Source organism: Salinivibrio siamensis (assembly GCF_001996005.1).
GTDB lineage: Bacteria > Pseudomonadota > Gammaproteobacteria > Enterobacterales > Vibrionaceae > Salinivibrio > Salinivibrio siamensis.
Genome location: NZ_MUFB01000003.1, coordinates 155,385 through 167,247, shown reverse-complemented (window position 1 = coordinate 167,247; position 11,863 = coordinate 155,385). Strand labels below are relative to the sequence as shown.

The window sequence follows — 11,863 nt, the reverse complement described above, 5'->3', positions numbered from 1 at the left end:
GCTTAAATACGGCTTTTTGTTAATCAAACGGCAGATCAGCAAGATAGCAGCGAATGGTTCAAATTAAATTCGTGACCAAGATCTCATATCTGTAAGGAAAACTTACATTTCGCGATCGTTTTCACGTTTTTGCCTCGTGTTATACTGGCCGCCAACCTTTGCAACTCGGACCTGTTGATGCTCAGCCCTGCCGTAAAATCAGACATTCGCGCGTGCTACCAAACGCTACAAGACCAACTTCCCCACTTTATCCCGCGCAAAGCTCAAAACTATTTAGTGGCAGAGCTGGCCAAAACCTTGGCGGGTGATTATGACCCCAAGCGTCGGCTACTGGTGGCCGAGGCCGGCACTGGGGTGGGCAAATCAATGGCGTATTTGATGGGCGCGATCCCATTTGCACTCAACAACAATAAAAAAGTGGTCATTTCCACCGCGACGGTGGCGTTGCAAGAACAGCTTGCCAATAAAGACATCCCGTTTTTTCATCGCATCTGCCCTAAACCGTTCGATTTTATCTTGGCCAAGGGGCGCCAACGCTATTGCTGTGCACATAAGCTAAGTGCAGTGGCAGATACCGAGAGCATTCAAGGCGCGCTATTTACCCAAAAACCCAAGCGCAGCGAACAATTGTTACTCAACGATCTCTACGCTGCACTGAGTCGGGGCAAGTGGGATGGTGACAGAGACAGTTGGCCAAAGCCCATTGCTGATCATCTTTGGCAGGCTATCGCCTCTGATAAGCACACTTGTCACGCTGGTTTGCCCGCCCACCGTGGTTGCCCGTTTGCTAAAGCACGTGAAGCGATGGATAAAGCGGATGTGGTGGTGGTGAACCATAGCCTACTGCTGGCCGATTTAGAGCTCGGCGGCGGGGTGATCTTGCCCGAGCCAGAACAATGCCTGTATATGATTGACGAGGCGCACCACTTGCCCACTGTCGCGCGTGACTTTTCTGCCGCCAGTGCCAGCCTGTTGGGTGTGATCAGCTGGTTAGAAAAGCTCAATCAAGCGACGACCAAGTTGGGGAATACCGCGGATATTAAGCGTGCACATCGGTTTGTGGATAGCTTGCTAGACGCGATTCAAACCTTAATCCCAGGCTTACGCGACGTGAAGCAACAGCTCAGTCAATTGCCGCTCAACGATGATGGTTGCTACCGCTTTGCCGATGGCGAGCTCCCCGATGCGCTTATCTCGCCCAGTGCACAACTCAAAACCGCGAGTAAARAAGCCCATCAAGCATTGGGGAAAATTCATGATTTGATCAATGAGCGTCTGAAAGAAAATGACATTTCGGCAAAACTGGCTGATCCGGCGCTCGCGGAAACGGCTTTTTTCCTGCAACGGTTAGAAAACCTAGAAAAGGTGTGGACCTTGATGGCTCAACCTAATTCGGATAAAGGCGCACCCTTGGCACGTTGGGTGCAAGCGTGTCGCGAGCGCGAAGGCGACCTTTGGATCCATGTCTCCCCCTTGGAAGTGGGTTGGCGTTTAGACCAAATGCTCTGGTCCCGTGCAGCCGGGGTTGGCCTCTTTTCCGCGACCTTACGTGCACTCAACCGGTTCAGTTATTTCTGCCGTCAAGTGGGCTTGAGCGAAACCGATGGCTCGCGTTATCTAGCCTTGCCCTCACCGTTTGATTACGCCAATAAAGCGCGCTTGGTGATCCCGACGATGCCTTGTGAGCCCCAAGCCAGTGCCTTTACAGATGCATTAAACGAGAAAATACTTGAACACCTAGAAGGTGAACGTGCCTCTTTGGTGCTCTYTGCCTCCTACTGGCAAATGAAACAAGTGACACAAGCAATTGAAAGCACTTGCAAGCAACGGGGCTGGCAATTGCTTTGCCAAGGTAGCCAGTCGCGTACCGCGTTACTCAAAGCGCATCAACAAGCCGTTAATGATGATAAAACCAGCATCATTTTTGGCACTGGCAGCTTTTCCGAAGGCTTAGATTTACCGGGTAACTTATTGACCAACCTCATTATTACTAAGATCCCCTTTGCGGTGCCAACCTCGCCGGTTGAAGAAGCGCACGCTGAATATATCGAGCGCTGTGGTGGCAACCCGTTTTTACAAATCGCGGTGCCAGAAGCAAGTAAAAAGCTGGTGCAATCAGTGGGGCGGCTACTGCGCAAAGAAGAGGACTCTGGTAAAGTAGTGCTTCTTGACCGGCGCATTATCACCCGTAGATATGGCCAATCCTTACTCGACTCGCTACCTCCCTTTACACGCGTGATCGAACCTTAAACTGACGAGTTAACATGCTGGAACTGATTGACCTCTCTACTTTAGTTATTCTGGGGCTGACCGCGTTTGTCGCTGGATTTATTGATGCGGTAGCTGGCGGTGGCGGCATGCTCACTGTCCCTGCCCTATTATCACTTGGCCTGCCGCCGCATGTTGCGTTAGGCACCAATAAGCTGGCCGCGACCTTTGCGTCGAGCACCGCTGCCTTCACCTACTATAAAAAGCGCCTATTTTCTCCCTTGTTTTGGCAACATGCATTTTGGGGCACCTTAATTGGCGCCACAGCCGGCACCCTGCTGGTGGACGTTTTGAGTACCGAGTGGCTCGAAAAAGCGATACCGATCGTGGTATTGGTGGCCGCGGTGTATACCATCTGGCACCCACACCCAAAGGGGGATAACAACCAACTACCCACACGTTGCCCAAAATTGCCAATAAAACAATGGAGTCAGGGTTTATCTCTTGGCTTTTACGACGGGGTGGCAGGTCCAGGAACCGGTGCGTTTTGGACCGTGTCGACCATGTCGCTCTATCGGATGAATATCTTGCTATCCTCTGGATTGGCAAAGGCGATGAACTTTACCAGTAACTTCACCTCACTGGTGGCGTTCGCGCTATTGGGCCATGTGAGCTGGGCGCTGGGCTTAACCATGGGCGCGTGTCTTATGCTGGGCGCCTTTATTGGCGCGCACTCAGCAATCCGATTTGGCAGCCGCTTTATACGTCCGATTTTTATTACCGCCGTGGTTATTTTAGCGGGCAAACTTGCCGTTGATGCGTGGTTTTAGCCCTCAATAAAAGAGAACGACACCATGAAAGCGCAAATCGATGCAATGGCTCAACATTTAGACCAACTTGCTGTTCAAGCGGCAGAGGTTGATCGTCGCCGAGGAGAAGCCAAGGCACCGCTATTTGCCACGCCACTTTTTCACTGCAAAGGTAAGTTATTAACGCCCTGTGTTAATGAAGCACAAGGCCTGTTAGCCGTGATGCGCCGCGATCATCAACAAGGGGTACTAACGGATGCGCGAGCCACCCATATTTGCGAAACCTTGTTAGCACAAATCACCGCACTCCAACGTGAACTTGCCACTCAACCTTTACGTAAGCAAGAACAAGCACGTCGTGGTCCAAGACGCCAATCTATCGGTGAGCTCTATCAAGACTTGGCCAAGCATCAAGACTGGGAGCGGCGTCTCGCCGACAAACTCCGTGATGCCAACGCCAGTGTTGAGATGGCCTCCAGTCCGGCTGTACGGCAACAGCATCAAAAGCAAGTTCTCGCGCTCGAGCAGCGTCTAGCGCGGTGCACCAAAGCCCGAGAGCGCATTGAAACCACCATTACTTACCGGGAAAAGCGATAACGTAAGGAGCGAATGTGCTACCACTGATATACCATCCCATTTACTCTGATTTCCCGCTTCCCGAGGGTCACCGTTATCCACTGCAAAAGTACCGGCTGCTGTTCGAACGATTACAAGCGCTTGCATTGCCGGTTGAGTTTTACCAGCCCACCGCCGCGCATAGAGAGATCATTGACGCGATTCATGACCCCGCCTATGTGAGTCAATTACTCGAGGGCAACTTGCCTTTGGTAAAAATGCGCCGTATTGGGTTTCCTTGGAGTAAGTCGCTAATAAAGCGCAGTTTAACCTCACTGGGTGGCACCACCTTAACGGTGGATCAGGCATTGCGCACGGGTCTGGCTATTCACCTTACCGGCGGCTACCATCACGCCCATTATGACTTTGGCAGTGGCTTTTGTTTATTTAACGACTTAATGATTGCTGCGCGTCATGCCCTCACGCAGCCGGGCATAGAGACAGTGATGATCGTCGATTGCGATGTTCACCACGGTGACGGCACCGCCGCGTTAGCCTCCTCACATCCAGATATTGTGACCTTTTCCGTCCACTGTGAGAAAAATTTCCCCTCGCGAAAGCCATCATCAACGCTTGATTTACCCCTCCCGATTGGCACCCAAGATAACGACTATCTCGATGCCTTTTTGCCTTTACTCGACCTTGCACTGGCTCAGCACCGCCCCGACATGGTGATCTATGATGCGGGTGTCGACGTGCATAAAGACGATGCGTTGGGGTATTTGTCACTTACCGCTGAGGGTATTTTTCAACGCGACACAGGCGTGTTATCACGGTGTGCCGCCCACCAGATACCTGTCGCTGCGGTCATAGGAGGAGGCTATCATGACACCCATGAGCAGCTAATCCCGTTGCACGAACAACTGATACAAGCCGCGCTCACCCACTTTCCCGACTTTTCCGCCAGCCTGGAGGCATCATGACTGACTCACATTCTTCCTCGTCAAAAGTACTCGAAGAGGCCCCCGACGACGTTAAACTCGCCGTCGATCTTATTTACTTGCTTGAAAGCCATGCGATCGAAACCGACACAGCGCTCTCCGCGATCGATATCGTTAAGCATGATTTGCTGACCAAAAAAGCGGCGTCATCCAGTGATTAAGTCACCTTTATCTACCGGTTCGGGCAAATTCGTTCGACAGTCGGTACGATGAATCGGCGGCAATATGAGGCATTGATCACATTTCGTTCAGCGCGCAAGAAAACGTTATTTAGTCAAAAAATACGGAATAATATGCGAAAGGCGTCGAGATGACTGCTTTAACATCAAGTAATTAGCGTGCAACGCATTACATTCTTGTTACAGTTTTTAGTGCTGTTATTAACACCCAGAGCCGCTCAAAAAACCAACAGAACAATAATCATCTAGTGTTTTGTCTCACAAATGTCGGTATTATCCGGCGTGCTCCACCCAGTGTATTGATGTGCTAAGACATCGCTATCACTGGTAACGGCGCACTCTGGCAACAGCCGAGCATGGATTCAAAATGCTGTTGCAGATCCAACATCGCGCGTCATAGCAAGCCAGATGTTTTGGTGCTATCGCGCGTTTCGTTGCTCACCTGCATGGACGGCAGAGATCTCACATGGACAGTGGTTGTCGACCCTCGCTCTTTCACGATGAACCTGAGTTCACGTGCTTATCGAGTTAGGCGTCTCCCAACAGACAAAACAGAGTTTAATGATGGAACAACTTAAAAATCTATTTGTGTCCATAGTCGATACAGGTAACGGCCTCCTTTGGGGCAGCGTACTCATTTATCTTTTGATTGGCTTAGGTTTGTACTTCACCGTACGATCTGGCTTTATTCAATTCCGTAACTTTGGCCACATGTTCAAACTCATGGCCAACAGCCGCGATGGCGCGTCAGGTGGTATCTCTTCTTTCCAAGCCTTTAGTACCAGTCTGGCAGCGCGCGTCGGTACCGGAAACATGGCCGGTGTGGCCGTCGCACTCTATCTGGGTGGCCCTGGTGCTATCTTCTGGATGTGGCTGACGGCATTGGTCGGCATGGCAACCAGTTTCGTCGAGTCCACCTTGGCGCAGGCGTACAAAGTTAACCACAACGATAAGACCTTTCGCGGTGGCCCGGCTTACTACATTGAGAAAGGCTTAGGTCAGCGCTGGTTAGGTATTGCGTTCGCTATTTGTCTGATTATCGCCTTTGGTCTGGCGTTTAACGGTGTCCAGTCCAACTCGATTGCTGCAGCAATGAATACCGCGTTTGGCTTTGATGCCTTAGCGGTTGGCATCGGCCTTGCCGTAGTGACCGCACCCGTGATTTTTGGCGGTATGCGTTCGGTTGCGCGTGTGGCGGAGCTGATCGTGCCGTTTATGGCACTGGCGTATTTGCTGGTTGCGCTTGTCGTGGTTGGCATGAATATCGAGCAGCTACCTGCTGTGATCTCCACCATTGTTAAAAGCGCRCTCGGGCTTGAACAAGCGGCGGGTGGTGCTATGGGTTATGCGATCGCGCAAGCGATGATGCACGGTATCAAGCGCGGTTTGTTCTCAAACGAAGCAGGTATGGGTTCAGCACCGAATGCGGCCGCTACCGCAACCACCAAGCCGAATCACCCAGCGGCGCAAGGCTATGTTCAGATGCTGGGTGTTTTTGTCGACACCATCGTTATCTGTACCGCGACAGCATCGATCATCTTAATCTCCGGTATGCTTGAGCCAAATAGCGGCCTAACGGGTATTGCGCTTACCCAAGAAGCATTGGTTAGCCAAGTGGGTGACTGGGGTGCGGCGTTTATTGCTATCGCAATCCTCTTATTCGCTTTCACCTCTATCATTGCCAACTATTCTTATGGTGAGTCAAACATCGAGTATATTTTCCGCTCGAAAAACGCGATTCTACTCTACCGTATTGCTGTGCTAGCTATGGTGTTGGTGGGATCGATTACCGACTTACCGTTAATCTGGAGCTTTGCTGACTTGTCGATGGGCATGATGGCCGTGATCAACTTGGTGGCGATTGCGCTCTTGTCGGGTGTCGCCTTCGCGCTGATGAAAGACTATGAAGACCAGCGCCGTGCGGGCAAAAACCCAACCTTTGATCGCACCAAGTTCCCGAAACTGGATAAGCAAATCGATAAAGACGTTTGGTAATCCCCTACGGGTTATACGAAAAAACCACCGAGCAATCGGTGGTTTTTTACACTCACTTTTAAGTCTTAGACTTGCGCTGGCGCCGTTATACCAAAGTATCTAAGGCTACACGCTCAACCAATAGCCAATGAGTAGGGCGAAAACAAGACACGCGCCCGCATAAAACCCCAACTCAATCTTACGTGCGGTCATGTCCTCAGCCTCTTCAGGCTTTAAAGTGATCCCCCAATACGCAAAGCCAATGGACGATGACAGCAATAGCACACCGAAACCGAACGCTAACCCTTCAACCGCATGGATCAATGTCATTTTTCCTCTCACTTCCGTCACTGACTTGTAGCACGTCGATTATACGCCTTATCAGTCATTACGAAAACCACCAGAGAAGGGTTCATTCGTTCTCTCGCCCCGAGATCATCCGTTTTAGAAGTGAGGCTCGCTCCCGCGGCTAGCGCCATAGTTCACTGATGGGCGTGTCCGGTGAAAAGTCATGGGCAATTTGCGCTTGCAGTAGTTCAGCCGTTGCCATCGCATCCGTCAGCGCATGGTGGCTCTGGTAAAAGGGTAAGTGATAACGATGACGACTATCGGCTAAACGAATCGACTCGGGCGGGCGACGGGCAATCCAATCCATAAAGCTGCGTTTACCGTTTCTATGTTTGCGCGCTTCTAATTCCATGGTATCGACCATTGGGAAAATGATCCCCTCGCCTAGGCGCTGTTTGATCGCACGGTCCAGAAACTCCCGCTCAATACGGCGATAATGAACCACGACTACTGAGCCGGCCAGCGCGCTCAGTAAAGGTTCAATCACATGCGAAAAGTCAGGGGCATTCACGATATCTGAGTGGGTGATCCCATGAATGACAATCGACGACTCTGCCAACGGCCGGTTAGGGTTAACAATCCAGTGTTGCGCATGCTGACAACGAATGCGATTCAGGGTAAAGGGCACCAAACCAATACTGACAATCGCATCTTGCTGGCTATCAAGCCCTGTGGTTTCAAAGTCTAACGCCACAAAAGACACCTGGGAGACAGGCGTATCAGGCGATACCCAGCCTTGCTGATAAAACGCTTGCAACGTCTCATGCTGGACCGTCTCACGTTTGGTTTCCAGCATGGCACGCCAATCCACGTGGTCGGCATCCTCTTTTTTTCTCAAATCGAAATGAAGCATACCCTCCCCTTAAGACCGATTCGGCTGATAGCGGAATTTCAAGAACTTCTGCGCGTTACTTAAGATCTGAAATGCATCTTTTAAGTTTCGACGTTCAAAGTCAGATAGGTTCTCTGGCTCGATGTTGTTGTCCGGCTCGCGACCCGCTTCGATGTCTAACGCTTGATGACGAATGCGCACCATAGAGATAAATTCCATTGCATCGCGTAAGTCTGGGCCTCGACCTTTAGGCAAGATCCCCGACTCGATAATATCGTCCAAACGCTCAAAGGAGTTTTGCGAGCGTGAATCGATCGCCAATGAATGTACCCGAATCAGATCGGCCAAAGGTGCCGTGCCACGACGTTTTAAGTTAATGGAATTGTTATGACGCCCGTCTTGCTCCATGACAAAGTCTTTGAAAAAGCCCAGTGGCGGTGTGCGATTGAGCGCATTGCGTGCCATCGCCGCCAAGAAGCGGTTGTTGCGGCGCGCACGACGACCAATAAAGGCTTTAAGTTGCTCTGCCCAGTTGGTGCGACCATGGACGCCATCAAGGTCAAAAAAGATATTGCTATCAAGTAGCGATCGCGGACTGGGATTATCAATCCAATCAGCAAAGCATTGCTCCCACTCTTTCAGCGTTTTTCGCCACTCAGGGTTAGTCGCCATAATATTGCCGGTGCAATACGTATACCCACACGCATTCAATCCATCAGAGACACGTTTAGACAAGGCTTCAAAATACGCATTGTGCTGACTGTGATCATAACTATCGTCCAAAATAATGGCGTTATCTTGGTCAGTAACAATTAACTGCTCGTCACGTGCCATTGACCCCATGGCCAAAAAGCAATACGGCACTGGCGGCTCACCGAGCTCTTCCTCAGCAAGCTCAAGCAAGCGCTGTTTGAAACTACGGCCAATCACCGACAACGCGGAGCCTATCATGTGCGAGTTCGCGTCTTCGTTGACCATACGGACAAAGCAATCCTTCACCTGTTTAGACAGGATCACCAAATCATCCACAGATTGTTGGCGGAAGATACTCGCCACCAAGAACAAACTGTTTTGCGACTCATAGCGCGCGATATCAGACAGTGCGACCACACCAATCGGCTTACCGTGTTGAATTACAGGCACATGATGAAGGTTTGAGCGCAAGATGGTCAGCATTGCCTCAAAGATATATGCATTGTGGTCAAGCGTGATCAGCTGTGGTGACATGATTTCTTGCACCGGCGTCTCATAAGGCAAGCCTTCCGCTAAGACGCGATTACGTAAGTCACGGTCAGTGATGATCCCCAGTACAGGTTCTATCCCGGTGTCAGGATCTGGCTCATCGCCCATCACTAAGATAGAAGACACGGTTTCCTGGGACATGACCTGTGCAGCATGCTGAACCGAATCCGTACTCGAAATCATTACCGGGTCACGGATAATCAGTTTTTTGACTTTGGAGGTGGTCAAGTCGTTGGCTTCATTATGACTCGATACCGCTTGACGTAACCGGGTTCGATCTTCCACCTCAACGAAATCAGCAAAGTGCTCAAAGTCGTCAAACAAACGGTTGAACATCGCTTCGGGGATGAAATAGACCAGAGTGTCTTCGATCGCTTTGGCGGGCATCCGGACGCGGTTATTCATCAAAAGCCCCATCTGACCAAAGATATCGCCCTCTGAAATACGGTTGTATAAGGTGCCATTACGGCGAAATAGCTCTACGGCGCCGCTACGCAAAATGGCTAAATCGTGAATTTCATCACCATAGGCAAAAATATCGGTGCCCGCGCGGTAGTAACTGATTTCAATGCTGGTTGCCACCTCAGCGACCACCTCTTCCGGCATCGCGTCAAACGGCGCGTACTGCGCTAGAAATGTCGCGATTTCAATCTGTTCAGCTTCCATAATGTCACCTAAACCTGGATTTTATTGTTGGGGTGCACCCCTTTCGGGCTTCCTTCGCAGGCGCCACAGCAAACGTGGTCGCCTGATAACAAAAAAGGCAGTCCCGAAGGTCTGCCTTTCCTATCTTAGCTAACAATCAAACAGTTAGCACACATCTTTATTTCGCGCGTGGCTCAGAGGCCAAGCCTTTAAACAAAGAAACAGTCGCAACCAGCAGCACCACCGCGAATGGGAAACCTGTCGAGACAGCCATCGCTTGCAACGCCACTAGGCCACCGCCGAGAATGAGTGCTACCGCAACCAAGCCCTCGAACGATGCCCAAAAGACTCGTTGTGAGACAGGCACGTCCATCTTTCCACCCGCAGAGATGGTATCAAGCACTAAAGAACCCGAATCTGACGACGTGACGAAGAACACGATCACCAAAATAATACCGATAAACGAGGTGATCTCAGCAAGCGGTAAGCCTTCAAGCATTGCAAACAGCGTCAAAGAAAGCTCAGCATCGACAACGGCGGTGTACCCCTCGTTAACAAACTGGTCAATCGCAGTCCCACCAAACGACGTCATCCAAAGGACACTCGCCGCTGACGGGATCAACAACACACAGGTAATGAACTCACGCACCGTTCGGCCACGCGAAACCCGCGCGATAAACATACCGACGAATGGCGACCAAGAAATCCACCATGCCCAATAGAAAGAAGTCCAACCTTGAGTAAAGTTGGCATCTTCACGACCAAATGGCATCGCCAATGCTGGCAAGTTTTCTAAATAGGCGCCGAGATTACCGAAGAAGCCAGTTAAAATCGCGAGCGTCGGGCCAACCGCAATCACAAACAGCAGCAATAAGAACGCAAGGATGAGGTTAATCTCGGATAAGCGCTTCACACCTTTGTCAACACCAGCGACAACCGAGAAGATCGCCATTGCGGTGATCACCACCACCAAGATGATCTCGGTCGTTGCGCCTAACGGCGTATCGAACAAGTAATGTAAACCACCGGACGCTTGTGAGGCACCAATACCGAGCGAGGTGGCAAGGCCAAAGAGCGTCGCCACAATAGCTAAGATATCAATCACATGACCGGTCCAGCCCCAAACGCGCTCACCAAACAAGGGATAGAACACCGAGCGAATAGTCAGCGGCAACCCTTTATTGTAAGCAAACAGTGCAAGACCAAGCGCAAGCACCGCATAGATGGCCCAAGGGTGGAGCCCCCAATGGAAAATGGTCGCTGACATACCTAAACGACGTGCCGCTTCAGTATCCCCCTCTGCGCCCCCTAAAGGCGACCAGTCAGTCCGGATGCCATTGGCGTTCGTCGCCGTGCCATCGAGCGCGGTTTGAAAATGCGTCAGCGGCTCTGACACACCATAAAACATTAAGCCGATACCCATACCTGCAGCGAACAGCATCGCGAACCAGCCTCCATAGCCAAAGTCCGGCTTGGCTTCTGTGCCACCCAGCCGCACTTTTCCTAACGGCGAGACAATCAATATTAAGCAAGCAATAACGAAAACGTTACCGGCTGAAAGGAAGAACCAATCAAGATTCGAGGTTAACCAGGCACGTAAATCGCTAAAAACCGGCCCCATTTTGTCTTGAAAGGCCAAGGTCACAAAGACAAAGGCCATAATCGCCAGTCCTGAGACCATAAATACTCGGTTGTGAATATCAAAACCAAACGGGCCCACTTTTAGGGCGACGTTATCCTGACCAACCTGGTAATCAGTGTCGATCGGATTAACTTTTCCGTCTGGCGTCATCATATCTTCATGGCTTTTATCGCTCACGCGTTAACTCCTTAGTTCGTCGATTCACAAGCCTTATGTGCTGCCGAACACTGCCGAAGGTTGCTTGGTATTTAAGCGTGATAAAAACACCAAAAAGGGTGGCAATGACAACACGGTCAACAAGAATACCATAGAGCGCACGCGCTTTAATTAGGCCCCTAACCGCTTGGTTACTTTGTCATCAAGGTTGTTACACACATGCCTTGCCAGCACAGCTTATTTACAACGAAGCAGATCCTTTGAACTCATTC

The 11,863-nt window shown here is 50.8% G+C and carries 10 protein-coding genes; 6 read left to right on the top strand and 4 right to left on the bottom strand.

Annotation, left to right across the window (positions count from 1 at the left end; all coding sequences use genetic code 11):
- The first annotated feature begins 177 nt into the window (after window positions 1–177).
- The 6 genes from dinG to BZG73_RS03125 all read left to right on the top strand — a co-directional run bounded on the left by dinG (window position 178) and on the right by BZG73_RS03125 (window position 6,747).
- Window positions 178–2,250, top strand: coding sequence for an ATP-dependent DNA helicase DinG (gene dinG, locus BZG73_RS03150; protein ID WP_077667557.1), 2,073 nt, complete (start codon window positions 178–180; stop codon window positions 2,248–2,250).
- Between the two features lie 14 nt (window positions 2,251–2,264).
- Window positions 2,265–3,038 carry a sulfite exporter TauE/SafE family protein gene (locus tag BZG73_RS03145; protein ID WP_077667551.1) on the top strand — a complete coding sequence of 258 codons (774 nt, stop codon included), beginning with the start codon at window positions 2,265–2,267 and terminating at the stop codon, window positions 3,036–3,038.
- 24 nt (window positions 3,039–3,062) lie between these two features.
- Entirely contained in the window at window positions 3,063–3,614 is a 552-nt protein-coding gene (locus BZG73_RS03140; RefSeq protein ID WP_046073589.1) for a primosomal replication protein, read from the top strand.
- A 14-nt stretch (window positions 3,615–3,628) separates the two neighbouring features.
- A complete protein-coding gene (locus tag BZG73_RS03135; protein WP_077578510.1) occupies window positions 3,629–4,555 on the top strand; it encodes a histone deacetylase family protein in 927 nt (308 codons plus the stop codon).
- On the top strand, window positions 4,552–4,734 hold the full coding sequence (locus BZG73_RS03130) for a DUF2496 domain-containing protein (protein ID WP_077578511.1): 183 nt from the start codon (window positions 4,552–4,554) through the stop codon (window positions 4,732–4,734). Before BZG73_RS03135 ends, BZG73_RS03130 begins: the two co-directional genes overlap by 4 nt.
- 582 nt (window positions 4,735–5,316) lie before the next feature.
- Entirely contained in the window at window positions 5,317–6,747 is a 1,431-nt protein-coding gene (locus tag BZG73_RS03125) for an alanine/glycine:cation symporter family protein (protein ID WP_077578512.1), read from the top strand.
- Window positions 6,748–6,852: 105 nt separating this feature from the next.
- Here BZG73_RS03125 and BZG73_RS03120 read toward each other — a convergent pair whose 3' ends face one another.
- The 4 genes from BZG73_RS03120 to BZG73_RS03105 all read right to left on the bottom strand — a co-directional run bounded on the left by BZG73_RS03120 (window position 6,853) and on the right by BZG73_RS03105 (window position 11,588).
- Window positions 6,853–7,056 carry a hypothetical protein gene (locus BZG73_RS03120; protein ID WP_077667550.1) on the bottom strand — a complete coding sequence of 68 codons (204 nt, stop codon included), beginning with the start codon at window positions 7,054–7,056 and terminating at the stop codon, window positions 6,853–6,855.
- A 139-nt stretch (window positions 7,057–7,195) separates the two neighbouring features.
- Window positions 7,196–7,927, bottom strand: coding sequence for a 3'-5' exonuclease (locus tag BZG73_RS03115; protein ID WP_077578513.1), 732 nt, complete (start codon window positions 7,925–7,927; stop codon window positions 7,196–7,198).
- A 9-nt stretch (window positions 7,928–7,936) separates the two neighbouring features.
- Window positions 7,937–9,814 (bottom strand): DUF294 nucleotidyltransferase-like domain-containing protein, encoded by a 1,878-nt coding sequence (locus tag BZG73_RS03110; RefSeq protein ID WP_077667549.1) that lies wholly within the window; start codon window positions 9,812–9,814, stop codon window positions 7,937–7,939.
- A 157-nt stretch (window positions 9,815–9,971) separates the two neighbouring features.
- A complete protein-coding gene (locus tag BZG73_RS03105; protein ID WP_201247883.1) occupies window positions 9,972–11,588 on the bottom strand; it encodes a BCCT family transporter in 1,617 nt (538 codons plus the stop codon).
- Window positions 11,589–11,863 lie beyond the last annotated feature (275 nt).

Coding starts and splice junctions, on each gene's coding strand:
- BZG73_RS03105 (WP_201247883.1), bottom strand. CDS start 11,588: ATGATGACGCCAGACGGAAAAGTTAATCCGATCGACACTGATTACCAG.
- BZG73_RS03145 (WP_077667551.1), top strand. CDS start 2,265: ATGCTGGAACTGATTGACCTCTCTACTTTAGTTATTCTGGGGCTGACC.
- BZG73_RS03130 (WP_077578511.1), top strand. CDS start 4,552: ATGACTGACTCACATTCTTCCTCGTCAAAAGTACTCGAAGAGGCCCCC.
- BZG73_RS03120 (WP_077667550.1), bottom strand. CDS start 7,056: ATGACATTGATCCATGCGGTTGAAGGGTTAGCGTTCGGTTTCGGTGTG.
- BZG73_RS03110 (WP_077667549.1), bottom strand. CDS start 9,814: ATGGAAGCTGAACAGATTGAAATCGCGACATTTCTAGCGCAGTACGCG.
- BZG73_RS03140 (WP_046073589.1), top strand. CDS start 3,063: ATGAAAGCGCAAATCGATGCAATGGCTCAACATTTAGACCAACTTGCT.
- BZG73_RS03115 (WP_077578513.1), bottom strand. CDS start 7,927: ATGCTTCATTTCGATTTGAGAAAAAAAGAGGATGCCGACCACGTGGAT.